Raw genomic sequence first — 25,956 nt, 5'->3', positions numbered from 1 at the left:
ACGAGCAAAAATAGTACCTATTGTACATTGAGCGCATCTGACAAAGAGAAATCGCTTTGTAGCAGAAGTAGAATTACATCATGCCGCCCATTCCACCCATACCGCCCATTCCACCGCCAGCACCCATGCCAGCCATACCGTCATCACCTTGCGGTAAATCAGTAATCATAACTTCGGTCGTTAGCATTAAGCCTGCAACAGATGCAGCGTTTTCTAGTGCTGAACGAGCAACTTTAGCTGGGTCAAGAATACCCATATCAAGCATGTCGCCATATTCGCCAGAAGCAGCGTTGTAACCGTAGTTACCGCTACCACTCTTCACTTCGTTAACCACAACTGACGCTTCTTCACCAGAGTTGGTCACGATTTGACGTAATGGCGCTTCCATTGCACGACGTAAGATATTGATACCCGCGTTTTGGTCGTCGTTATCGCCACGTAGCTCAGACAATGCATTCATCGCACGAACTAATGCAACACCGCCGCCAGGGACAACGCCTTCTTCAACCGCTGCACGAGTCGCATGTAGCGCATCATCAACACGGTCTTTTTTCTCTTTCATTTCAGTTTCAGTCGCAGCACCTACTTTAATAACTGCTACGCCGCCTGCCAGTTTTGCAACACGCTCTTGTAGCTTTTCTTTATCGTAGTCAGAAGTAGACTCTTCGATTTGACGGTTGATAGACTCAACACGATTTTCGATATCTGCTTTGTTACCAGCGCCATCAACGATGACAGTGTTCTCTTTACCGACAGTAACTTTCTTAGCAGTACCAAGTTGCTCTAGCGTCGCAGTTTCTAAACTTAGACCAATCTCTTCAGAGATAACCGTACCGCCAGTTAGCGTTGCGATATCTTCTAGCATTGCTTTACGACGATCACCAAAACCTGGTGCTTTAACGGCACAAGTTTTTAAGCCGCCACGCATGTTGTTCACAACTAGAGTTGCTAATGCTTCGTTTTCTACGTCTTCAGCAATGATTAGCAACGGTTTGCTTTGCTGCATAACTTGCTCAAGTAATGGCACGATCTCACGGATGTTGCTGATTTTTTTGTCAACAAGCAAGATGTATGGGTTTTCAAACTCAGCGGTTAAGCTGTCTTGCTTATTAGCAAAGTATGGGCTGATATAACCACGGTCAAACTGCATCCCTTCGACAACTTCTAAGGTATCTTCAAAGCTTGAACCTTCTTCAACGGTAATAACGCCTTGCTTACCAACTTTTTCCATCGCTTGCGCAATCAGTTCACCAATTTTGGTATCTGAGTTGGCAGAGATAGAACCGACTTGAGCGATTGCTTTTGAATCGTCAGCTGGCGTTGATAGCAAATGAATTTGCTCAACAGCAGCACGAACGGCTTTATCAATACCGCGTTTCAAATCCATTGGGTTCATGCCAGCGGCAACTGATTTCATGCCTTCTTGCAAGATTGATTGAGCCAATACCGTTGCAGTAGTCGTACCATCACCAGCAACATCGTTTGTGCGGCTAGCTACTTCACGTACCAACTGTGCGCCCATGTTTTCAAACTTGTTTTCAAGCTCGATTTCTTTAGCAACCGATACACCATCTTTAGTGATAGTAGGCGCGCCGAATGATTTATCGATTACAACGTTACGACCTTTAGGGCCTAATGTCACTCGTACTGCGTTTGCTAGAACGTTTACACCGTCCATCATTTGTTTACGGGCATCAATGCCGAATTTTACGTCTTTTGCCATGTTAAATTACTCCACTATTATAAGTATGAGAATACAATTGAATGATTCGATCCAGTATTGACAAAACCAATTGTCAAAAATGTGCTGAGTACAAAAATACTCAAAAAGGACTAGCCTTCTAGCACACCTAATACATCGGATTCTTTCATAATAAGTAGTTCTTCGCCGTCAACTTTTACCGTTTGACCAGCATATTGACCGAACAAGACTTTGTCGCCAGCTTTTACATCTAACGCGCGAGTTTCACCGTTGTCACGAATCTGACCGTTACCAGTTGCTAGCACTTCACCTTGTGATGGCTTTTCTTGTGCTGAACCAGGCAATAAAATACCGCCAGCAGTTTTTGTTTCTTCTTCTATGCGGCGGACGACGATACGGTCATGTAAAGGACGAATGTTCATCGATATGACTCCAAAAGTTGGTTATTTGAATTTAAGGGTTTATTTGAATTAATAGTCTCAATACCAATATCTATCAGAAGCGCTGTATAAAAATGGCATTCTAAAGATAAGCTTTGAGCTTGTATCAAAAAGTGGGGGCAATGGGAGATAGCTTCAAGTGTAAACCCAAAAAATTTACAAGAATACTAGAGTAAATGGGTTATTAGCACGCATTGACCAGTAACCTTACTCACAAAGCGTTACTTATAATGAGAGTTTGAAGATTGATGGCAACATCAGCTACAAGAGCCAAACATCAGGGTGTGCTGCTACCCTTGAAAATGTAACAACATATAACCATTATAGTCCTTGAGAACATAATAATAGCTATAAATAAAAGCTGACATATCAGCTCTACATTAATTAAGGAATATCCATGAGTTTTTCATCAATAAATAAAAAATCACTGATAACTGATTCTAATAACACGAAACGCAGCAAATCTAAATTTTTAACTGCCTTAACCACAGGTGCTAGTATTGCTGCTATTGGAGCTTTGAGTATGACCGCACCTACCCTTGCCAGCGCAAAAACCGTTCAGCCATCAAATGCTGATTATAGCTTTACGGTTGAAGATAAGTATAAAGGTACAGCAAATCGTACATTGAGCAAATCTGGCGATACTTGGAAGTACAATGTAAAAGCTCGCGTGGCCGGTGTTGCTAGCGCCTCACAAAATAGCGCGTTCACAATTAATGGTAATAACGTCAGCCCAACTCAAGCTAGTACGACTTATAAGCTTCTAGGTATTGGCCGTACACATAAGCTAGATTTTAATCCAAGTAGCAAAAAGGTCACTAGTAATTATAAAGGTAAGACAACAACCATGAATATGGCGCAGCAAGCCTTTGATGATCTGAGCTTAGAGGTGCAAATTCGCCAAGATTTATTGAATGGTAAATTCTCTGGCAACTATTACATGGCAAAAAAAGACAAGGTTGAAAAGACACCATTTAAGAAATCTGGCAATACCAAAATCACCGTACCAGCAGGCACTTTTGATACTGTCCGTGTCGACCGTGTCCATGACGACAATAGTCGCTCTACCAGTTTTTGGTTAGCGCCAAGCTTAGATTACTTACCAGTAAAAGTGAGCCAAATTAACGATGGTAAGAAAATGGACTTAGAATTGACTAAGGTTAATTAAGCGCTATATTAGCTACCTTATAGTTTAACTGAGGTCTAGCTTAACTGACGTCGAAATCATCTCGTAAAAAAAGCGGCACTCTGATTCAGAGTGCCGCTTTTTTATGGCTTTGAATTTATATGGAAATATGAAGCTGGCTGCGTAGCTAGCGAGGTTGCTTGACTACATTGTTCATCGAGGGCAGACGTTTCAACAAAATAAATAACCAGACGTTGATGGTTAGCAGTAATATAAAATCGATTAAATAAACGGCTATCTCAGCTGAGCTGCTTCCGTAAGCACGAGTAAATAGCACTACGCCACTCGCACCTAAATAAACCAAAGTAAACATACTACCTACCAATAGTGCATAGGGTGAACGACCACGCATTACCCATGGCGTTAAGATGAACGCTGGCACCAGCCACAATGCTTGCCATGCAATACCACCAATAATATCAGGACTGCTTGGATTAAGAGCACTGATAAAAATAGGCAGCCCAAACAATCTATAAATTAACCAGACTAGCCAAGTAAGCATTAAGCGTTGACGGATAGGCGCAATAGGTTTGTTAGGTTTAGCAGGCTTGCCAGAATTTTTTACTGGTACTTTAGCCTGATTGTTACCATCGGAGCGGTTAGTAGCCATCAGATACGTTTATTTCCTAGTTAGAGCATTGTGCTGCAATAGACCAGAGCAGCTTAGCGATTCCAGTTGGCTTGTGCTAATGCGGTTGCACTAATAGCCAGACGACGGCCTTGAGCGATACCCAATTCGCGCTCATCATCAGAGACAGGTTGATCATGTAACGCACCGCTGACGTGACCTGCACCATAAGGTGTGCCGCCACGATGAGTACGGTTCAACGCTGGCTCTGCATATGGCACACCCATAATCATCATACCGTGATGAATTAATGGCAACATCATGGTAAGTAAGGTCGTTTCTTGACCGCCGTGCATTGAGCCCGTCGCCGTAAATACCGAAGCTGGTTTGTTTTGTAGATTGCCAGCCAACCAAACAGTGACGGTATTATCCCAAAAATACTTCATGGGCGCGGCCATATTACCAAAGTGCGTTGGGCTACCGAGCGCAAGACCCATACATTCTTTTAAGTCATCCATCGTGCAATAAAGATCGCCTTCATCAGGAATAGCAGGTTTACTTGCTGTCGTCTCAGGTGCAACTGTCGGCACAGTACGAATACGTGCCGTCATGCCAGCCTCTTCAATACCTTGAGCGATAGCATATGCTAATGTCTTAGTCGTACCATGGTTAGAGTAATAGAGCACCAAAATATATGGGTTGGCTTGACTCATTAGCAGAGCTTCCTTATAAAATCGTTAACATTATGATATGCAATAGCTTACGTACCATGCGGGCTTTTTATCCTGTTGTGAATTTACCAGATTAAAAGCTACGCATGCATTGGGTGTTTAACATTGTTGATAGACGTGCACATTATGCCCGAGTCATTCACTGACATGCAAACAAAGCATACCCTACATTGTATAGATAAAACCCTGTAACGGTTGCTAGTGTGCATTTTGACACAATTAAGTGGCAGATGCTGATGCCATATTTTTGTTACACTATTGTCACTCTTATCCTCGCTAAATGGTCGTCATGGAAAACTTATTAAAAAAAATCCCGTTTACACATCAACGCTGGTTTCAATTCTTACGATTTTTAATACGGCATTTTTTTGAAGATAATTGCCAACAGAAAGCGGCCTCTCTTACCTATACCACTATGCTATCAATTGTACCCATGTTGACCGTACTATTGATGATTTTATCTTCAGTTCCCGCACTTGCTTCAGTCAGAGCGCAGATATATGAAGTGATTTATAGTAACTTGCTACCGCAATCAAGCATGCAAGTCAGTGAATATATTAATAGCTTCGCTGAAAAATCGTCCAACTTGACGGCTATCGGGGCAATGATTTTATTTGTCACGACCATCGTAACCTTGACGACTATTGAACGTGCGTTTAATCAGATCTGGCGAGTGGAAGACCGTTCGGGCGGCATTAAGAGTATGCTGCGCTATTGGACTATCGTCACTTTGGGACCTTTAGTACTGGGTACTGCATTCATTGCCTCTAGTACAGTACAGAGCCTTAGCTTTTTGAATCAACAAATTGGCGGCTATGGTATTGACTGGTCATTTTGGGTACAAATGGTCTCTATCGGCGTCACGATTGCAGGATTTATTGGTATGTATTGGTTCATTCCTAAAGCACGCGTACCCGTAAAAAATGCGGCCATTGCTGGTATATTTGTTGCAGTAGTATTTGAGCTACTAAAGCATATCTTCGGCACAGTGATGAGCAACTTTACCAGCTATGAAGCTATATATGGTGCGTTTGCTGCTTTGCCAATTTTCTTGCTATGGATATATTTATCGTGGAATTTAATCCTATTAGGCGTTGAGATTAGCTATACCTTAACCATTTTTGAGACTGAGGAAGTTTATCCACGCCATCCACTATTAAGCTTGCTTGATATGCTGAATTTGGTGTACACCAGTCATCTAAAAGGCGATGCCGTTAGCGAGCAAGACCTACGTAACGTATTGGGTCGTAAAGAATTACCCAAATGGTATACCTATATCAATTACTTAAAGGACAGCAAACTCATTACGATGACTGAAGATGATGATTACGTACTTAAAAAAGACCTTAGCAGAATGACGCTATGGGACTTCTATCGTACCCTACCTTATCCATTACCAATCAAGGATGAGCTTGATGAGATGAAGAGTGAAAATCAACAACCATGGTTGAGCTTATTGGTACGTCGATTTGTGAATACCGAAGCCTGTGCTCAAGAACAACTTAACTTACCATTGTCCGCGATTTTCTCTCACAGTCAGCCACGCAAAAAAACACCAGTAGATTATAAAAAAGAATCATCTGAACAAACTTCCAATCATCATGTTGATGACAATAGAGATGCACTACGTTTTGAAGCAGCCGCTTATGATAAAGACAGTGATGTAATATGCGATAACAATAATAACGAGATTTTAATTCCGAATGACAGTATGGAAGACGATAAAGGTACAACTAATAATAGTGCCAACACTAGCGGCAATATCATTACTGAAGCGGATAATCCACAAGCAAATAGATAAGCGCTATAACCTTATTAGGTAACGCTGTTAAATAACTTTCATTAGAAAACATTAAAAAATCTATCACAAATCCTTTGGAGCCTATGGCAGTGACTGACGACACAAAAGATAATCTGCTCAAACGTGTACTAACGGCAAGTCTCTATTGGCTAAAGCAGTTTACGCAGTTATGGTCGCTACAGACACTAACGGACTTACCTGATCGCTTAAGAAATCTATGGCAGCAGCTGATTGGCTCTTATTGGTTCATTCCAACTGCTTGTGTGCTGACAGGATTACTGTTAGCACCTTTGTTCATCGCTATCGATCAACAATTTGATCGTGCAACCGTTAGGGATATTAGTTTTGCTTTTACAGGTGATGATTCCTCTGCAAGATCTATTATGACCACGATTGCAGGAGCGGTATTAGGCGTAGCTGGTACCACTTTTTCGATTACCATTGCCGTCCTTTCTATGGCCTCGTCACAGTTTGGGCCACGACTCTTACGTAACTTTCTGACTGATAAATCAAATCAGTTCGTGCTTGGTGCCTTCATCGGTACGTTTAGCTATAGCTTGTTGGTTTTAAAATCTATTCATAAGTATGATGTGGATTTTGGTGTGCCGCACCTATCAGTAACCTTTGCTATCTTTATGGCAATTGTTTGTGCATTGTTGTTGGTTTATTTTGTACAGCATATGGTGCATGCTATTCAAGCGTCACGTGTCATTCAAGGAGCCAGTAATGACACTATCAAAAACATTCATTACTGGTATAGCGATAACTGCGATATTCAGCATCAGCAAGATGTAGCGGATAGTGACATTGAACATTATCATTCTTGGCGCGCTACTCCTATCTATGCACCAAGCTCAGGCTATCTACAACAGATGTATTTTGAGTCACTCATTACCCTAGCAAAAGACTATGGCGGCGTGGTGCAATTACATACCAATCTCGGTGATTTTGTCACTGATAAAAACGTCATAGGGCATTTTTATCAGCGCCCAGCAGGTCATATAAGTAATCTAGAAAAGACTACAATCTCTCAGCTAGCAATCTCTCCACACACACCTGATGGAATATTTTGGCAACGCTTTGCTACTTGTCTTCACTTTGAACGCCAGTCGGCATACTCTAATGATATTGGCTCAAGCTTAGGACAGATAACTGAAATTGCTGTACGAGCCTTATCTCCTGGTATTAACGATCCTAAGACAGCGGTAAACTGTGTGCAATCCTTAACTATTTGCTTGAGCTTAATGATGCGTCGGCAGCCACCTAGCCCTTATCATTTTTATACGCCACCAAAAGACAAGGATGAATCTGATATTACGGTTAATCAGCCACGAATAGCAATACTGGCTCTCGTTACTCGAACGCCAAAAATATCTGATTTTATCGAAACCTCGCTGGGTGAAATACGTCGTTATGCTACTACTGATTTAATGGTGTTAAAGGCACTTTGTCAGGCAGTAACTGATCTAAATTATGCTCGAGTAAATAGCGCACAGCGGCAAACATTATTACGTGAGCTGACTTTGATTGAACACGCGGGTCAAGCCAACCTAAGTTATAGGGAGCTAGTAGAGGATTTGCTGGCTATGTGTCAACAAGCACGGCAGTTTATTCATAATGATAATGCTCAACATCAACATTTTGAATATATTAGCGAGTTCGATGCGCACATTTATAAAGCCTTACAGACACAATCAAGGTAGATAGTTATGGTGTAGTCGAATATATAAGCACAGGTTTAGTTATATATTAGTTACGAATATAAGTGAAGGTTAAAGCAACTAAACCAGCACGGTATCTGGGCTTAATAACCTTTAGCCTTACGACAATTTTTCATACTCACTTGAGACCTCTTTTATGGCATCTGCGACCAGCCTAACCATACTCGAAATCAGCGCCATCTTTTTATCGATTACCGCTTTATTGACCTATATCAATCACCGCTTTATTGGTTTACCAACCACTATTGGTGTGATGGTCATCTCTATCGTATTATCTATGGTAGCGATATTTTTAGGTTTTTTAGGCTTTGATCAGCTTATTGATTATGAGGTTAGTTTATTAGATCAGCTAGATTTCACTGAAGTATTGCTTGATGGCATGCTCTCCATGCTCTTATTTGCCGGTGCTCTACACGTAAATATTGGCGATTTGAAGCGTTATAGACTACCGATTGGCATCCTTGCCTGTATTGGTACCGTAGTGTCAGCAGTACTTATCGCCACTGCTCTTTACTTTATGCTGCCGTTACTTGGCTTCGGGCTACCTTTTATTTGGTGCTTATTGTTTGGCGCGTTGATATCGCCTACAGATCCTATTGCGGTTATGGGTATTTTAGCGTCTGCAGGTGCCCCAAAAAGCATTGAAACTGTCATCGCTGGCGAATCATTATTTAACGATGGCATTGGTGTCGTTATATTCGTCTTATTGCTCGGCATTTTATCCAGTGGTGATATTCCAACGGCTAATTATGTGGCACATACTCTAGCTGTTGAAGCGGGTGGCGGTATCATCTTTGGTTTGATACTCGGGGCCATTTTGTACTACATGATTAAAAGTATTGATAGCTATCAAGAAGAAGTGCTATTGACGCTTGCAGGCGTGATAGGTGGTTACGCGCTAGCCAGCCATTGGCATTTGTCAGGACCACTAGCGATGGTGATGATGGGCTTAATGGTCGGAAATCGTGGTCGTGAGCTGGCAATGAGCGACAAGACTCGCCATTATATTGATTTATTTTGGGAATTAATTGATGAGATTTTAAACGCGATTTTATTCGTCTTGATCGGTCTTGAGGTGGTCGTTATTGCCTACTCAGGTAATTTATTTATCGCTGGTGGCTTGACCATTATTATTGCCCTACTTGCTCGCCTTATTGTCGTAGGCATGACTACTAAAACCTTTAGCCGCCAATTGAAGCTACCAGAAGGTGCCTGGAAAGTATTGACATGGGGCGGGCTGCGTGGCGGTATTTCAGTTGCCTTAGTATTACAGTTACCATCAGGCACAGAGCGCGATATCTTGTTAGCGTTGACCTATGCTGTGGTAGTGTTCTCAATCTTAGTGCAAGGACTAAGCATCGGTAAAGTTGCCAAAATGATCCAGCCTGTGCAACAAAATCGATTATAAGCTTAATCAACTTATGGCTAAGCTATGTAAAAAAAGGGCCAGCACTAGATATTATCTTTAATGCTGGCTCTTTGGTTTTCACACTAGAATTTCTATGATAGCTATAATTTATGGTGATTACAAAAGGACGATTATAAAGTTCGTGTGTCATTTTATATCAACCCCTTTCGCTTCATATTGCGATAGACCACAACCACAATAATAATATTTAACACCAAAATACCCAATTTGAACCAATCAAACGGGCTAACGATCAAGTAGTACAACTCGATAGGGATAAATATTCCATAACCGATGACACTAAACCAATATGCCCAGGTCTTATCTTGCCATAATCCATAAGCTTCAATGAAACGCAGACTAACGTAAGCGAAAATCAATAGCATGAAAAGTGGCCAATTTTTGCTTGCTTGCTGAGCCAGTTGCACAACACTGTCAATCTGCGGGGTCAGCAGGTTTCCAAAATAATATTGCCATGAGTCCGTTGCCGTGGCTAACCAATGCTCTAGATCAGTATGCCAAAACCATAATGCAAAAGCACCTGACAGCGCACCAGTACCTTTGACAATCTCGTAGATTGCCACCGCCTTAATTGATTCACTAGACTCACTATCCATTTTACTCGGCAGATTGTCATCATCTCCTAGAGACTTATGGTTTTTGCTGGCTGAAGATGGTGGCAAGTTACCATTCTGCTGAGGCGAATTAGCCAAAGAAGGTCTCCACGACTCGACCTTGCAAGTACTGATTAAAGAATGGCGTATTTTTGCCATTCGATAACATAGTATCTGTCGTCACTTGCCATTCAAGGTTAGGGTCAACCAATATTGCACCGCCCATGCTTTCATATTTGTTACTTATACCAGCAATTTGTGCCGGGTTAATGCAAATCTTGTCTACCAGCTGCTCTAGCGTTAACACCTCATCTTTTACTAACTGACAGGCTAGCGCCATAAACGTATCAAAGTTTGAAATACCAGGCGTACTCTCAGCAAAGGGGGCTTTTTTTGCGGTAGAGTTTAAAGGCTCGTGATGACTACAAATTGCATCAATAGTCCCATCTTTAAGCCCGCGAAGCAGTGCTTGCTGATCCGTGTTACTACGCAACGGCGGTAGCACATAAGCTTGGGCGTTGAAGCCTTCTAGATTGTCATCCGTTAGATATAGCTGATGCATAGCCACATCACAAGTCACGGGCAGGCCTTTATCTTTCGCCCAGCGCATTAGCTCAACTGAAGACTTACATGATAATTGACTAAAATGCGCAGCAATGCCTGTCTCTTCTACCATCAGTAACTGGGTGGACAATGCTACCGTCTCAGCAATCCAAGGAATACCTTGTAGTCCGTGATAAGAGGCGATATAACCTTCATGCGCTACCCCATCACCAGACAGACTTGCCTCATCAGGATAGAAGAATACTTTCATGCCAAAGGTTGCTGCATACTCCAAGGTGCGTAGCAGTACCAAATCATTGCTAAAAGGCCTACGCGCGTTAGAGACTGCGATACAGCCACCTTTTTTTAGGCCTGCGATATTCGAGGGATTCTCTCCTCGCAAGCCTTCAGTCAAAGCGCCTAAAATATGTAAATGGATACCACCATCGAGCAATGCACGTTCGCGAAGACCTTTAAGTAGCGAGCCATTTTCTAGGATAGGACTTGTATCGGGTGGCGTAATAACATGCAAAAATCCATTAGCGCGGGCAGCACGGCCTTCTGAAATTAGGGTGCCATGCTGCTGCTGACCAGGCTCTCGCAGACGCGCACACAAATCCACCAGTGGTGGTAGCAGCCAAGTCTCTCGACCAGCCTCAAGATTTGCCAGTTTAGCAATCGCCTCACTCGGTAACGATTTTTTGAAAGCATTAGGAAGTAAATCTGTCATCTGCGCATCAGTAGTGATGGGGTTAGTCATGAGCTTTTTTTACCATATCAATAATAATTAAATGAATAAAATAGAAAGGCTTAACAGGCGAACGTAAACCATAAAGTGTTAATTTTACCTTTACTGATTATTCGTTTTTTTGTGAATTTCTGGCCGCTTGGTGGGCACGTTGGCCTTCCATGGCTAGTGAGAGCACCGCCATTCGAATCGCAACACCATTGCTTACTTGCTTTAAAATAACAGACTGCGCGCCATCGGCCACATTTGATGCAATCTCAATACCACGATTCATCGGTCCTGGATGCATAACTAGGGCGTCAGGCTTAGCCAATGCAACCCGTTCAGGTGTAATACCATAGTGTTTGTAATATTCACTTGATGATGCCAGTAGCGGTGAGCCAATACGTTCATTTTGAATTCTAAGTCCCATAATGACATCACAGTCAGTCACACAGCTATTCATATCTTCGTAGACTTGAACACCAAAACGCTCAATCCCTTTAGGCAATAAAGTACGTGGGGCAATCACACGAATATCTTTAACCCCAAGGGTTTTTAAGGCGCTAATATCTGAGCGCGCTACTCTAGAATGCTTAATATCACCGATAATAGCCACCGATAGCTCTTCAAATGGACGCGGCGCTTCACGATGGATAGTCAACATATCGAGCATACCTTGAGTCGGATGTGCGTGCCAGCCATCACCGCCATTAATAATAGCGATATCCGGTGTCACTTCAGTCGCCATAAAATGTGCAGCCCCTGATGCTGAATGACGTACAACAAAAATATCGGCTGTCATTGCCTCCAAATTCCATAGCGTATCGCGTAAACTCTCGCCTTTTTTTGTACTAGAGCGGGCAATATCGATGTTTAATACATTGGCCCCAAGACGCTTTTCTGCTACTTCAAAGGTAGTACGAGTACGAGTTGACGGCTCAAAGAACAGGTTCATTACTGTACAACCATCAAGCTCAGGCCGATTAACCAACAGACCATTTTCATCAAAAAAAGTCTCTGCTTTAGCAATAATTGCTTGTAGCTGTGCTTTATTTAATCCTTCAACCCCTAGGAAATGACGCAGACTACCGTCTTCATTTAGCTGTGGGCAGCTAAGCGAAGTGTTGAGTCTTTGGTGAATAGTATCGTGATCGAATTTGGCATATTTGGATGGTGATATAGTATTGATAGGCATATTTTTCTTGGAAGTTGGCATAATGGTAAGTCTTTATTATGGGTTTATATCGAGTCAATCATATCGGTTTATTCATTTATAATCATCACCATGTGTACAGACACAAGGACATATTGGCACTTATTTGCTACACTTTACCGCATTGGCATACATGGCCTTATTCGCTTTTATAAAAAGACTAATGTTTCTTATAATAAACGGCAAGTAGTAAGCGGCAAGTCTAACTAAATTATCAATAATAATAGATATAGTGTAGCTGATTTTGCAGTCAGGACAAAGATAACGTGTCTGCTATTTGCATATTTACTCATTTAAATGAATACTTAGCTTATTTAGAATGACCCAAGTGACAAGCTTAATCTACTGTATTTTAAAACTTATTATTTCTCTACCTTTTACCACTCATCTCATTTATTAGGAAGTATTATGACGACCTTAGCACATTATCTAAAAGAACGAAAAACCGACTCCGCTGTTGGCGATGTAATTACGACTATTACTGAAGTCGGCAAAACCATCTCACAGCTGCTCAGAAAAGGAGCACTGGCAGATATTTTAGGGGAAGCAGGTAATCAAAACGTCCAAGGTGAAGAACAAAAGAAGCTTGATGTATTGGCTAATGACTTACTTCTAGATGCTTTAGCACAAAACAAGCATTGTGCTGGTGTCGCCTCAGAAGAGCTAGATGATGCCACTCCTGCCAATGCCGATGGTAGCTTGCTCGTATTATTTGACCCCCTTGATGGCTCATCGAACATCGATATCAATATGGCAGTAGGGACGATTTTTTCTATTCTACCCTACCAGCGCCAAGGGCAAACTAGTGAGAACAGTGATTTCCTACAGGCTGGTAATGCACAGCTTTCAGCAGGTTATTTATTATATGGTACGTCTACCATGCTGGCATTGACGGTAGCTGATAACGTGGTTATGTTCAGCTTAGATCCAGATAGCGACGATTATGTGCTAGTAGAAGACAATGTACAAATCGATGCCGATACCAGCGAATATGCTATCAATAGCTCAAACTATCGTTATTGGCGTGCGCCTATGCAGCAGTACATTGACGAGCTAATCGCTGGCGATACCGGAGTACGTGGTCGTGATTTCAACATGCGCTGGGTGGCAGCCATGGTCGGTGATGTACACCGTATCTTATGCCGCGGTGGTCTGTTCACTTATCCTTTTGACACCAAATATGCACATAAAGCTGGCAAACTACGTTTAATGTACGAAGCCAATCCAATGAGCCTACTCATTGAACGTGCTGGCGGCAGTGCAACTGATGCGACCAATCGTATTTTAGACATTGCTCCAACTAATATTCACCAGCGTGTCCCTGTAGTACTTGGTAGTAAAAACGAAGTCGACTACATTAAAGACTTACATCTAAAGCATGGTGATAAATAAGTAATACTTTTTTATTACTTTTCATGACTTCGCCCTATACATCAAAAGTAGCCAGACCAATGTTAAAAAAACAACTTGGACTGGCTAACTTTTGATGTTGTTAATTTTACCTTTATTCTTAAGCAGTCAACTATGACATTAGAACCTACCGAGCTAATCACTTCAGACAAAAACACTTCCGTTAAGCTCGTAAAAGCACTTTTGTCTCAGGCACGTCAGCGTAAAAAACAAGGTCAGACGGTACTTGAAGGTGTGCATCTTATTGACGCGGCTCTACGTAGCGACTATCCGTTCGTCCAAATACTACTAGCCGAATCAGCGCACAAGCATCCTGAAGTTCAGCAAATTTTAACGCGTCTACCAACCTACACTAGTATCTTAACTTTGTCAGACGCGCTTTATGAGAGCATTCGAAGCCTAGGTACAGGTATTGATATCATGACGATTATCAATATACCAGCACCAAGCTTAACGATGATAGATTATGACTGCCTGATCCTGAACGATGTACAAGATAGTGGTAATGTTGGTACGCTATTACGCACTGCAGCGGCGGTTGGTATTGATACAGTGTTATGCACTAGCGCAACTGCACAAGCATGGTCACCCAAGACGCTACGAGCAGGAATGGGTGCGCAGTTTGCGCTAACTATTTATGAGGGTTTGAGTAGTCAAGATATTTTAGACTATGTGCAAACTCCATTGCTTGCGACCAGCTCACATACTGACACTTTGATTTATGAGCATGATCTGACAGCTCCTACTGCTTGGATTATGGGACATGAAGGTCAAGGCGTTTGCGAGGAGCTTATGCAATGTGCCACCCCTATTGCATTACCACAGCCCAATGGACAAGAAAGCCTCAATGTTGCGATTGCAGGGGCGCTATGTCTTTATGAGACGCTACGTCAGCGCCGTTACAACTAAGTTCACATATAGTTAAAGTGAAATAGCTATATTAGCTTAGCGTTTAAACATAAAAAATCCCGCTATCGATGATAGCGGGATTTTTTATAGATTATCTGTCTAACTTAGATTTTGCTAGTTAGCTCAGGTAATGCTTCAAATAAATCAGCTTCTAAGAAATAATCAGCAACACTGGCGATTGGAGATTCTGGGTCATTATTGATTGCAACAATAACCTTAGAGTCTTTCATACCTGCCAAATGCTGAATAGCACCAGAGATACCAGCAGCGATATATAGATCTGGTGCGACGATTTTACCCGTTTGACCGACCTGCATATCGTTAGGTACGTAGCCAGCATCAACAGCGGCTCGTGATGCACCAACAGCAGCGCCTAATTTATCTGCTAATGGCTCAATATACTTAGTGAAGTTTTCACCATTTGCTAAGGCGCGACCACCAGATACGACGATTGAAGCTGACGTCAATTCAGGACGGTCAGATTTAGCCATCTCTTCGTTGACGAAGCTTGATTTGCCAGATTCCTGTATATTGTCGATTGTCTCAACAGTTGCAGAACCGCCTTCAGCAGCGACTGGATCAAAAGCAGTTGTACGTACCGTCAATACCACTTTATCTTCTGTTGTCTTAACAGTAGCAGTCGCGTTGCCAGCATAAATAGGACGCTCAAAAGTTTGTGCATCTATGACAGCAGAGATTTCCGACAGCATGCTTACATCTAGTAAAGCCGCTGTACGTGGCATGAAGTTCTTGCCTGTTGTCGTAGCAGGAGCGATGATATGGCTGTAATCTCCAGCGATATCTGCAACCAATAGCGAGATGTTTTCTGCCATTTGATGCTCATAAGCTGCATTGTCTGCTAGTAGTACTTTGCTTACGCCTTCAACTTTTGCCGCTTCGTCAGCGACTGCTTGATTACCGCTACCAGCGACCAACACATGAATGTCGTCACCCATTTGCTTAGCAGCTGCAATTGTATTCAAAGTTGCCTTTTTTAGACTGGCATTGTCATGTTCTGCATATACCAAAATTGCCATTTTTTTGTCCTTTATTTATTGGTTCATGTCGTCAGATAGCTGTTTAAATACGGCGTTTAGGACATCGAAACCCTATAAACACCATCGCAAATATTAAATTACTTTTGCTTCATTTTTTAGCTTATCGACCAATTCATCAACTGAGGCCACTGTAATACCAGCTTTACGCTCAGCAGGTGGCATAACTTTAGTGATTTCTTGCTTAGAGGTCATGTCTACGCCAAAATCTGCTGGAGTTTTTTCATCAAGCGGCTTTTTCTTCGCTTTCATAATGTTAGGCAGTTTTGCATAGCGTGGTTCGTTCAGACGTAAGTCAGTAGTGATAACTGCAGGTAGTGAAAGCGCAACTGTTTGCAAGCCGCCATCGACTTCACGAGTAACGTTTACTTTGTCGCCTTCAACTTTCACTTCTGAAGCAAACGTACCTTGACCGATACCCATTAGTGCAGCAAGCATCTGACCTGTTTGGTTATTGTCGTCATCAATAGCCTGTTTACCCAACAAGATAATATCAGTACTCTCTTGCTCAGCAATACTCTTCAAAATCTTAGCGACTTGTAGTGGATATGGCTTGGCATCAGTTTGTACCAAAACACCACGGTCAGCACCCAATGCTAGAGCCGCACGAATCTGCTCTTGTGATTCTTTTGGACCAATTGAAGCTACAATAATCTCATCGATCACGCCAGCTTCTTTTAGACGAACTGCTTCTTCTACTGCAATCTCATCAAATGGGTTGATAGACATTTTGGTGTTCGATAGATCTACACCAGAGTTATCAGCTTTTACACGAACTTTTACGTTGTAATCAATGACACGCTTGACCGCGACTAATGCTTTCATACGTTCCTCGTTTATTAATGTTATGAATTAAAAAATATAAATCAACAACCATTGATTTATTTTGGTTCAAAATCTTACTTAAAAGTCATGACTGAGTTTGCTAGCCACTACTCATCAGGCTTAGATTATTAGACCTAACTATCTTGCGTGAGCATCTCGATAAGGTCAAGACAACGCCGTGAATAATGCGTCATAAATTTGTCACTATTCATTTAAAACATAGCGTTTTTAGTGAAATATCATGATTTTATTGTTCAAAATTCAATAGTTCTTACCTTTGTAGCATTCCTAGGCTTTTATTCTATTGAAATTTTATTATTACATAGTTTAGCTAAGCATTGTTCAAAGCATCTTTTATTGGTGCAGTTTTAGCAGGATTAATTAGCATCTCACTATCACGCACGTCGTCAAATAATGACCAATCAGGTCTTACATCATCGTTTTTAATCACGCTCATATCGCCAGTCGTTTCCATAATCACCACAAAGACCTGTGATTTTGACTTGATACTATTTTTGCGCAATACCTGTTGTACATCGCTAGTACTCAAATTGGCTTCTTTCAGATTATCCCAAAAGTACTCACCATGCGCCATTAGGATAATCGGTTGATTATCAATCAATGCTTTTAATGGTTTAATTTTGCGCCTTATAATTGAGACAAGCCCTTGAATGATAAACAGTACGCCAACTGCAAACAACCCTTGTAGTAATGATGGCGAATCAGACAATACTGTTGATGCCAAAATACTACCAATACCTACCGTCATTGCAAAGTCATGGCTTGATAACTTAGAGAAACTACGTAGTCCCATAAAGCGCGTAAATATCATTAGGCCAACATAAAAACCTATGGCAGATAAAGAGATGCCGAATACTTGTTGCCAATCAATTGAAAACCACGCTTCCCATTTCATAATATCACCTTATTGCACTATTTTACTGATAGTTAATGATTTAATATTTATTATTAAATAGATTATTAAGCACTTTAAACAAAGCTATGGACTCGTTTTTTTGACAAAAAAAAGCAACCTGATAAGAGGTTGCTTTTAATATACAGTCTAAACAATATGTTTGTTGTTATACAACAAATCAATCTTGGCTTATATAGAATCTTTTAGTATTAACAATGACTGATAAATCGGTCAAAATTAATAATAAGTAAGATTAGATAGCTTCGATTTGCTCAGCTTGTGGGCCTTTCTTGCCATCACCTAAGATGAAAGACACTTTTTGACCTTCGGCTAGAGTTTTAAAACCGTTACCTTGGATAGCGCTGTAGTGAGCGAATACGTCTTGTCCGCCATTGTCTTGAGCGATAAAACCAAAACCTTTAGCTTCATTAAACCACTTTACAGTGCCTTCAACTTTATCTGACATAAATTTTCCTAACTCTTTAACTGTTGGCGAGACTTGTGTCATCACCGATTAATTGACAAATACTCAGTCGAATCATGAGCTAAAGCTCAGACTAAATAGCATTATATCTTAATGATATTCAACTATTTCTGTCTAAAGTTCCCTGAGTACAGTTGTAGTATAGCAGTTTTTATTGTCAATGGTATGTTAAATTAGCAGGTTTTGTAAATGTAAAGTTGGTAATTTGATGAACTTATGTAATTAAACATGAAAACTATTCTTATTTAATTATTGATTTAAAACAGGTAACCAAGGAGAGGTCAATACTAACAAACACAATCCAAAGAATATCAACGAAAATGATTGACTGTAAGCAATATATTTAGAAGGTATCACTAAGTCTTCTGGAGAATCTGGAATACCACGAAGCTTAAGTAAACGTGTACCATAAATCCAACCAAATATTGTATAAAGTCCATAAGCTGCAGGCAACGTAGTTGCTAATGGTGTCAAATCAATGACATACATCATTACTACAGAGACAAAGAACCAAGATGTATCTAATAGTGAGCTAAATTGGAAAAATAGAGATTTGGGTAGTTTGCCATTGGTGCGCTTAAGCATTTCACCCTCTACCCAAATCAGAACGGCAACTACGGCACTGAAAAAGATATATGCGAATTGCGGTGTCAGCCAGTCTGGAAAAGATATTTGCACAGCACACAACCTATAATATAAATGAAAAGAAAAAAGATAACTTGGACGTCACTATGTTTAAGCTTGTTAAGCCACAGCAAACAATTTTTAGATAAATGGCCTGCCAGCTGTCTATATTGGGCAGCTATCGTAGATTTTCAAGCGGGATTTTTTGTTGCTTTCGAATGCATACGGTGAAGAGCACTACTGTTATTATCCAAGCTTGTTAAAAGCACGCATCTCAATTACTCATTATTAAAAAACCCATGCTATCTAGTGATAACATGGGTTTTGATTACTATCAGTATTAACCTCAGAATCTGGTTGTTTAATAACTGATCTAATAGTTAAAATATAGCTTTTTAGTTTTTGTCTTTATCAATGATTTTGTTACCACCGATCCAAGGCATCATGCCACGAAGTTTGGCACCAGTTTTCTCAATTTCATGCTCAGCGTTATTACGACGACGGGCAGTCATAGATGGATAGTTGGTTGCGCCTTCATTGATGAACATCTTCGCGTATTCACCAGATTGAATGCGTTTTAGGGCATTACGCATGGCTTCGCGTGATTGTTCATTAATCACTTCCGTACCAGTCACATACTCGCCATATTCAGCGTTATTACTGATTGAATAGTTCATATCAGCGATGCCGCCTTCGTACATTAAGTCGACGATAAGCTTGAGCTCATGTAAACATTCAAAGTAAGCCATTTCTGGTGCATAACCAGCTTCGGTTAGGGTCTCAAAGCCCATTTTAACTAGCTCAACAGCACCGCCACACAATACTGCTTGCTCACCAAATAAGTCAGTTTCAGTCTCATCTTTAAAAGTCGTTTCGATAATACCTGAACGACCACCACCAACACCAGCAGCATAAGATAGTGCTAACTGCTTGGCTTGACCTGAAGCATCTTGATAGATAGCGATAAGGTCAGGGATACCGCCGCCTTTCACAAACTCAGAGCGTACTGTATGACCTGGTGCTTTAGGTGCAACCATAATAACGTCAAGATCTTTACGTGGTACAACTTGGTTGTAATGAATAGCGAAACCATGAGCAAAAGCTAGCGTAGCGCCTTCTTTAATATTAGGCTCAATCACATCGCTATACAGTTGTCTTTGGAACTCATCAGGCGTCAGAATCATGACTACGTCAGCGGCTTTAACCGCATCTTCTACTTCAGAAACTTTTAAGCCAGCATTTTCAGCTTTTTTCCATGAACCAGAGTTGGCGCGTAGACCAACAGTCACATCCACACCAGATTCTTGCAAGTTCAATGCATGGGCGTGCCCTTGTGAACCATAACCAATAATGGCAACTTTTTTGCCTTGGATGATAGATAGATCACAATCTTTATCGTAAAAAACGTTCATAGGTAGAGTCCTTTTCCTCAATCATGGAAAGCCATGGGTAGTAGTTACTTATATCGCAGTTACCTTTCACAAATACTTTCTTGGAATAGTCAGCGATATAAGCTTAGTAGTAAGTGTTAATAGATTAATTTTAAACAAGGTAATATTATATGCTTAGTGTTTTTTCACCGCGAGCAATACCAATCACGCCTGAGCGTACTACTTCTAATACACGCTCACGACCGATAGTATCAATAAAACCATCCAGCTTAGCGGTATCACCAACGATTTGGATAGTATATAAGTTCGAATTCACATCAACAATCTGTGCACGGAAGATGTCAGCACTGCGTTTGATTTCTTCACGTATACTGCCAGTAGCACGAACTTTAATCAGCATCAGTTCACGTTCAACGTGCACATTATCAGATAAGTTCAATACTTTAATGACTTCAATCAGCTTATGCAACTGCTTGGTAATTTGTTCAATTTTTTCGGGTGACGTGATAGTTGTCAGCGTCAAGCGTGAGATAGAGGGGTCTTCTGTCGGTGCGACGTTTAGAGTCTCAATATTATAACCACGCTGGGAGAATAAGCCGACTAACCGCGACAACGACCCCGCTTCGTTTTCCATCAATACCGAAATCAGATGTTGTTGCATTAGGTACGCTCCCCTTTTGATAACCACATGTCGCGCATCGTCTGACCAGCGATTTGCATTGGATATACATGCTCATTACGATCAACGTAAACGTCAATAAATACTAGCTTATCTTTGATGGCCATCGCTTCAGCCAACTGCTCTTCCATTTTGTCAGGATCAGTGATTTTGATACCCACGTGACCATAGCTTTCGGCCAATTTTACAAAATCTGGTAGCGAGTTCATATAAGACTGCGCATGACGACCTTCATAAAGCATATCCTGCCACTGTTTAACCATACCCAACTGTGCATTATTCAAGTTCAGTATTTTTACTGGCAGATTATACTGTAAGCAAGTTGATAACTCTTGAATATTCATCTGAATAGAGCCTTCACCTGTGATGCAGACCACATCGCGCTCAGGCTTAACAAGCTTAGCTGCCATTGCATAAGGCAAGCCAACACCCATAGTACCAAGTCCACCTGAGTTAAGCCACTGACGAGGTTCTTTATAAGTATAGTAGAGTGCAGCAAACATTTGATGTTGCCCAACATCACTTGTAATGATCGCATTACTATCAGTGATTTTACACAAGGCCTGTACGACACTTTGTGGCTTGATGCCATGCTCTGTACTGGTGTCATAACGTAAACCATGACGCGTACGCCATTCATTAATTTGTGCCCACCAATCTAATAAAGCATGTTGATCCAGCTCTTTATCGTCGCCAACCATTGCTAACATTTCAGTAAGTACTGACTTGACGTCACCAACAATCGGAATATGCGCCATAATCGTTTTAGAGATTGACGTTGGATCAATATCAATATGAATAATAGTAGCGTTTGGACAGAATTTTTTAACGTTATTGGTCACACGGTCATCGAAACGTGCACCAACTGCCAAGATAACATCTGAATGATGCATAGTCATGTTTGCTTCGTACGTACCATGCATCCCTAACATGCCTAAAAATTGACGATCAGAGCCTGGAAAACCACCAAGACCCATAAGAGTATTAGTCACTGGCAAGTTTAGCTTATGAGCCAAGCTTGTTAGTTCTTTATGGGCGTCACCCAGAACCACACCACCACCCGAATATATGATTGGACGCTTAGCAGCTAATAGCGTTTCAATAGCTTTTTTGATCTGACCACTATGCCCTTTCACAGATGGCTGATAAGAACGCATGAATACTTCACTTGGATATTCATAGGCAAACTTTTCGTTAGGTGCAGTCATATCTTTAGGTACGTCAATGACGACAGGACCTGGACGACCTGACCTTGCGATATGGAATGCCTTTTTTACAATCGTTGGAATCTCACTGGCATGGCGTACTTGAAAGCTATGCTTAACGATAGGACGCGAAACACCAACCATATCCGTTTCTTGGAAGGCATCTTCACCGATCAAGCTACTCGGTACTTGCCCTGCAATAACAACCATCGGTATTGAGTCCATAAAAGCTGTAGCAATAGCAGTAACCGTATTGGTAGCACCAGGTCCTGATGTCGCTAGTACTACTCCAGTATTGCCAGTTACTCGCGAATAAGCATCCGCCATATGGCCTGCCGCTTGCTCATGGCGAACTAGAATATGTTCGATATTGTCTTGCTGGAACAGAGCATCATAAATGTGCAGAACAGCACCGCCTGGATAGCCAAAAATATATTCGACACCTTCGTCGGTTAGTGATTGCACCAGCATTTCAGCACCGGATAACATCACAGGCTGAGCGCTACCTTCAGCGATTAACTGTTGTTTTTCATCGAAATTCTTGGCAGCATTACCCGTTTGGGTATGTCCGGTCATGTTCGGACTTTGCGTAGTTTGCGTCACTGTCATCACCTTATCAATAATATGTGATCACCATGTCAGAGCACAGCTGTATTACAAGACAGCAGGTTACCCAAACATAGCAATTTATCTGGTCAGTTTTTGATAGGAGTTTACCGATATACAGTGACAAGATGCTGATTAAAGCATTTATAAAAGAAGCTTATTATTAGTAAAAAATGTAAAAACATTAAAGTAATTAGATATAGTCAGATAAATGCCAAACCTAGTGACAACACAAATTGCAAAAGTATGAGCAACATACCGATAGGACGGTCGCACTTTACCTTACATAATGCATTATTGAAGGTTGCAGATACTGTACTTAACTTTTAACATCTAAAAATAATAAGTTTATCTTAGTCATTGTAGACCGATGAGTCCGGAGACAGTAAGTTCAGCTTAGAATAAAGGTTTTGGCAACCATTACTCATATTACACTGCGTTACTGTCACAAAGAGAATAAATCTGCAAATGCTACTGATAAGCAGCAAGTAGTAATTATTCCCAAGTGCTACGGCAATATCATAAAAGCCGCTCACTGACCAATCAACTGCTATTATATTCGATGGTTTGACCGCTATTGTCAAGAAAAACTTGTGAAACCCAACCTTAACTATTAGTTATTAAATAATATACATTTACTATTATTTTTTGCTAGAATCAATCTCTATTGTATTGTCATTGTAATTTATACAACAGTGCCATCGCGCTCAAATATGAATACTTGTTTTTTATTTGTTAAAAGGATTGCTAGCATGGCATATTCACTCATGATCAACACTGCTAATAAACTGCTCATCGGGGTTGCCACCACTTGTGTGCTTGCTCTGTCAATGAACGCTAGTCACGCCATTCAAGTTTATAAGTCCATTGGTGCACATGGCGAAGTTAAATATAGTCAGCATGCTCCGCAAAATGCTCGGAATATTGAGGTGATTGAGTTCCGTAGTGACGGTAGACAAGCTAACGCAGGTCAGATGGCAGGCAAAATAGATGTTAATCAGAACAGTGGCGCTCAGAATGTAGAAGAGCAAAGAGTGGCGCAATTAGAGGCTCGTATCAAAGATCAAGAAGCTCAGGCAAACGCACAACGTTGTCAGTCATTACGTAATAATTTAACCAATTTGAATGTTGGCGGCCGTATTTATGAGATGGATGCAAATGGTAAACGCCAATATCTAGACGGCCGCGAAATTGAACTTAAGCGTGAGCGTGTACAGCAAGCGATTGGACAATATTGTAAAGGTACTGAAACTTAAAAACCTATTGCTTCCCAAACAAATACTAATATTTGAAGCACTTTTAACCATATCAATATTTATTTAGTCAGTTAGATTTTGCATAATATGACGAATGGCTGCAGGCATATCCTGTGCCTGCAAGCCGCGCTGTCCAATCAATAGCTGATTATTATTTGCATAATCACGTGTTCTAGAACTACCTAGCTGCTGATTAACTAAGACATCTCTTGTCAATATATCTCCTGCTGATGCATGAATAAGTACCGCCTGACGTAAGCTACTCTGCGTACTATCCAAATCTTGCTGAGCCAATAGTCCGGCAGTTACTCCAGATAATACATCTCCCATGCCAGCTGTCGCCATTCCAGCATTACCAGCATCGCAAACGTATATTTCCCCATGCTCCAACACCAGCGATCCTGCGCCTTTTAATACCCAATCACCGCCATAGATATCAGCGCATTGCCATATAGCTGATAACCGGTCAATTTCCACCTCGTTAATTTCTTTATTTAATAACTTTGCCGCCTCACCACTATGCGGGGTTAAGCAAACCTTATGCGTCTTACTATATTCTCGTAGCTGGGTAACGACTTCATGCTTATCAGCTTGCAGCGCTGCTAGATGGTATAGACCATCTGCATCAATGACCACAGAGATGCCTTTTGCCATTATCGCTTGAATATAACGAACAAATAAATTTTCTGCTTTCTTATCACGCCCCATTCCCATACCAATGGCAACTACACTTGCATCCCCAATTAGCTTTTCAACGCCATCTTGATGATGTAAATCAATCGTCATAGCATCAGGTAACGAGGTCAATAGCGCTCCATGAAAGGCTTGATGACAGGCAACCGTTATCTTGCCAGCTCCAGTTGCCATTGCACTAGCAGAGGTCAGTATTGCTGCGCCGCCCATACCTTGAGAACCATCAATACGATTGCCTCCAATGGCCAATACATGACCATAGCTGCCCTTGTAACTATTCTGTCGACGTTGGGCTAGACCTTGAGCGCCTGCAAGCAATGTAGCAACGGGCTCTACCGATGCATAAGGTATCAGCGGTATGTCAATGAGCTTTCCGCTATAATCTATCCCATCTTTGGTATGTAGTCCAAACTTGCGCGCAATCAAGCATAATGTGACATCTGCCTGTATCGCTAAATGCTCAAAAACCTGTCCTGTAGAGGCGACTAGACCACTTGGGATATCGACTGCAATTACCAAGGTATTATGCTGTTGAGCCAAACTATTAAAAGTGCTAATTACCTGCTTATAAAAGCCTTCAGGCGCGCGATCTAAACCAATACCGAATAGTGCATCAATGTAAACATCGGCCTGTAATGTCATGTCCAATTGAGTGTTTTCATTTTGATAATACTGACTGTCTTCAAAGCGCTGGTGACATACATCTACAGCCATATGCTGGGCTTTTATTGCATCAGACATCGATGTTTTATGATTTTCGGCCTTTTCATCGTCAAACTTTTCAAGCGCTTGTAGACCAACAGTCATTACTTGTACTTGCCAGCCCAATTGCTGTAGATAATGAGAAATTAACCAACCGTCGCCGCCATTATTACCCTGTCCTACCCAAACACAAACGCTGGGCTGACGACTTGTACGATTGAAATATTTAACATTGTTTTTCGCTTGCGCTTTAGCTCGTTCATTAAGCTGTATAATATGCTGCGTCATCTGCCAAGCGGCTTGTTGCATCAAACCAAAACTATCATATCCTTGTGCAAACCATGCTTGCTCCATAGCATAAACTTGCTCGCTACTATACAAAGCAATAGGCATTGACGATTGAGAACATTGCGCTGATATTTGCATTTGTAATCGCATAATTTCCCTTATTCTTATTTTATGAGCTTATAAACGGCTAGGATGTAAATATAACAAAAGCACATCTGGAATTATGTATTGATGCTAATAACCATATATTTTAGTT

23 protein-coding genes are annotated in these 25,956 nt (G+C 41.2%); 7 read left to right on the top strand and 16 right to left on the bottom strand.

From position 1 onward, the window contains the following. Positions 1-73: 73 nt before the first annotated feature. Together groL and AAEY87_RS12865 are read right to left on the bottom strand one after the other, a co-directional pair. The gene (groL, locus tag AAEY87_RS12870; protein WP_068326129.1) at positions 74-1,723 is read right to left on the bottom strand and encodes a chaperonin GroEL; all 1,650 of its coding nucleotides are present in this window, start codon (positions 1,721-1,723) and stop codon (positions 74-76) included. A gap of 110 nt (positions 1,724-1,833) precedes the next feature. Further along, positions 1,834-2,124 carry a co-chaperone GroES gene (locus AAEY87_RS12865; RefSeq protein ID WP_010196840.1) on the bottom strand — a complete coding sequence of 97 codons (291 nt, stop codon included), beginning with the start codon at positions 2,122-2,124 and terminating at the stop codon, positions 1,834-1,836. A 415-nt stretch (positions 2,125-2,539) separates the two neighbouring features. Between AAEY87_RS12865 and AAEY87_RS12860 the strand changes: the two genes are divergently transcribed. Next, positions 2,540-3,310 (top strand): DUF3108 domain-containing protein, encoded by a 771-nt coding sequence (locus AAEY87_RS12860; RefSeq protein WP_350657460.1) that lies wholly within the window; start codon positions 2,540-2,542, stop codon positions 3,308-3,310. 145 nt (positions 3,311-3,455) lie between these two features. Here the strand turns inward: AAEY87_RS12860 and AAEY87_RS12855 are convergent, their stop codons facing one another. Beyond that, complete coding sequence (locus AAEY87_RS12855; RefSeq protein ID WP_068034668.1) at positions 3,456-3,938, bottom strand: hypothetical protein; 483 nt, start codon at positions 3,936-3,938, stop codon at positions 3,456-3,458. 53 nt (positions 3,939-3,991) lie between these two features. Beyond that, a complete protein-coding gene (gene wrbA / locus AAEY87_RS12850) occupies positions 3,992-4,609 on the bottom strand; it encodes an NAD(P)H:quinone oxidoreductase (RefSeq protein WP_350657459.1) in 618 nt (205 codons plus the stop codon). A 307-nt stretch (positions 4,610-4,916) separates the two neighbouring features. Here wrbA and AAEY87_RS12845 point away from each other — a divergent pair, with 307 nt between their 5' ends. From AAEY87_RS12845 to AAEY87_RS12835, 3 genes are all read left to right on the top strand, one after another. Further along, positions 4,917-6,428 carry a YihY/virulence factor BrkB family protein gene (locus AAEY87_RS12845; protein WP_068034665.1) on the top strand — a complete coding sequence of 504 codons (1,512 nt, stop codon included), beginning with the start codon at positions 4,917-4,919 and terminating at the stop codon, positions 6,426-6,428. 83 nt (positions 6,429-6,511) lie between these two features. Then, positions 6,512-8,131, top strand: a complete 1,620-nt coding sequence (locus tag AAEY87_RS12840) for a DUF2254 domain-containing protein (protein WP_350657458.1) — start codon at positions 6,512-6,514, stop codon at positions 8,129-8,131. Positions 8,132-8,285: 154 nt separating this feature from the next. Continuing rightward, positions 8,286-9,557, top strand: coding sequence for a cation:proton antiporter (locus tag AAEY87_RS12835; protein ID WP_068326109.1), 1,272 nt, complete (start codon positions 8,286-8,288; stop codon positions 9,555-9,557). 152 nt (positions 9,558-9,709) lie between these two features. On the opposite strand, the gene AAEY87_RS12830 is transcribed toward AAEY87_RS12835, so the two are convergent. The 3 genes from AAEY87_RS12830 to AAEY87_RS12820 form a co-directional block, all read right to left on the bottom strand. Then, positions 9,710-10,270 carry a DUF2127 domain-containing protein gene (locus AAEY87_RS12830; protein WP_350657457.1) on the bottom strand — a complete coding sequence of 187 codons (561 nt, stop codon included), beginning with the start codon at positions 10,268-10,270 and terminating at the stop codon, positions 9,710-9,712. Next, entirely contained in the window at positions 10,263-11,444 is a 1,182-nt protein-coding gene (locus AAEY87_RS12825) for a dihydroorotase (protein WP_068038965.1), read from the bottom strand. The genes AAEY87_RS12830 and AAEY87_RS12825 overlap by 8 nt, the downstream gene beginning before the upstream one ends. 127 nt (positions 11,445-11,571) lie before the next feature. Further along, positions 11,572-12,660: an aspartate carbamoyltransferase catalytic subunit gene (locus tag AAEY87_RS12820; RefSeq protein ID WP_350657456.1), complete on the bottom strand. Its 1,089-nt coding sequence runs from the start codon at positions 12,658-12,660 to the stop codon at positions 11,572-11,574. Between the two features lie 405 nt (positions 12,661-13,065). On the opposite strand from AAEY87_RS12820, the gene AAEY87_RS12815 reads away from it, so the two are divergent. Beyond that, positions 13,066-14,049, top strand: coding sequence for a class 1 fructose-bisphosphatase (locus AAEY87_RS12815; protein ID WP_350657454.1), 984 nt, complete (start codon positions 13,066-13,068; stop codon positions 14,047-14,049). Positions 14,050-14,181: 132 nt separating this feature from the next. Then, a complete protein-coding gene (locus tag AAEY87_RS12810) occupies positions 14,182-14,976 on the top strand; it encodes a TrmH family RNA methyltransferase (protein WP_350657453.1) in 795 nt (264 codons plus the stop codon). Positions 14,977-15,080: 104 nt separating this feature from the next. Here AAEY87_RS12810 and AAEY87_RS12805 read toward each other — a convergent pair whose 3' ends face one another. The 8 genes from AAEY87_RS12805 to AAEY87_RS12770 all read right to left on the bottom strand — a co-directional run bounded on the left by AAEY87_RS12805 (position 15,081) and on the right by AAEY87_RS12770 (position 22,644). Further along, positions 15,081-16,013 carry an electron transfer flavoprotein subunit alpha/FixB family protein gene (locus AAEY87_RS12805; protein WP_068326099.1) on the bottom strand — a complete coding sequence of 311 codons (933 nt, stop codon included), beginning with the start codon at positions 16,011-16,013 and terminating at the stop codon, positions 15,081-15,083. 93 nt (positions 16,014-16,106) lie between these two features. Further along, positions 16,107-16,856, bottom strand: a complete 750-nt coding sequence (locus AAEY87_RS12800; RefSeq protein ID WP_068034649.1) for an electron transfer flavoprotein subunit beta/FixA family protein — start codon at positions 16,854-16,856, stop codon at positions 16,107-16,109. Positions 16,857-17,187: 331 nt separating this feature from the next. Beyond that, complete coding sequence (locus tag AAEY87_RS12795) at positions 17,188-17,772, bottom strand: DUF421 domain-containing protein (RefSeq protein ID WP_068326096.1); 585 nt, start codon at positions 17,770-17,772, stop codon at positions 17,188-17,190. 253 nt (positions 17,773-18,025) lie between these two features. Next, positions 18,026-18,238, bottom strand: a complete 213-nt coding sequence (locus tag AAEY87_RS12790; protein ID WP_057758834.1) for a cold-shock protein — start codon at positions 18,236-18,238, stop codon at positions 18,026-18,028. A 267-nt stretch (positions 18,239-18,505) separates the two neighbouring features. Then, positions 18,506-18,934 carry a hypothetical protein gene (locus AAEY87_RS12785; RefSeq protein ID WP_350657452.1) on the bottom strand — a complete coding sequence of 143 codons (429 nt, stop codon included), beginning with the start codon at positions 18,932-18,934 and terminating at the stop codon, positions 18,506-18,508. 341 nt (positions 18,935-19,275) lie between these two features. Next, the gene (gene ilvC / locus AAEY87_RS12780) at positions 19,276-20,292 is read right to left on the bottom strand and encodes a ketol-acid reductoisomerase (protein WP_068034643.1); all 1,017 of its coding nucleotides are present in this window, start codon (positions 20,290-20,292) and stop codon (positions 19,276-19,278) included. Between the two features lie 145 nt (positions 20,293-20,437). Continuing rightward, a complete protein-coding gene (ilvN, locus tag AAEY87_RS12775) occupies positions 20,438-20,932 on the bottom strand; it encodes an acetolactate synthase small subunit (RefSeq protein ID WP_068034641.1) in 495 nt (164 codons plus the stop codon). Next, the gene (locus AAEY87_RS12770; RefSeq protein ID WP_350657470.1) at positions 20,932-22,644 is read right to left on the bottom strand and encodes an acetolactate synthase 3 large subunit; all 1,713 of its coding nucleotides are present in this window, start codon (positions 22,642-22,644) and stop codon (positions 20,932-20,934) included. Before AAEY87_RS12770 ends, ilvN begins: the two co-directional genes overlap by 1 nt. Positions 22,645-23,513: 869 nt before the next feature. Here AAEY87_RS12770 and AAEY87_RS12765 point away from each other — a divergent pair. Beyond that, positions 23,514-24,017 carry a DUF4124 domain-containing protein gene (locus AAEY87_RS12765; protein ID WP_350657451.1) on the top strand — a complete coding sequence of 168 codons (504 nt, stop codon included), beginning with the start codon at positions 23,514-23,516 and terminating at the stop codon, positions 24,015-24,017. A gap of 63 nt (positions 24,018-24,080) precedes the next feature. Here the strand turns inward: AAEY87_RS12765 and AAEY87_RS12760 are convergent, their stop codons facing one another. Continuing rightward, positions 24,081-25,850 carry an NAD(P)H-hydrate dehydratase gene (locus tag AAEY87_RS12760; RefSeq protein WP_350657450.1) on the bottom strand — a complete coding sequence of 590 codons (1,770 nt, stop codon included), beginning with the start codon at positions 25,848-25,850 and terminating at the stop codon, positions 24,081-24,083. Positions 25,851-25,956 lie beyond the last annotated feature (106 nt).

This window comes from Psychrobacter sp. S1-30-MNA-CIBAN-0213 (assembly GCF_040309845.1).
Taxonomy (GTDB): domain Bacteria; phylum Pseudomonadota; class Gammaproteobacteria; order Pseudomonadales; family Moraxellaceae; genus Psychrobacter.
The sequence above is the reverse complement of the archived record's forward strand: the minus strand, read 5'-3'. Positions and strand labels throughout refer to the sequence as shown.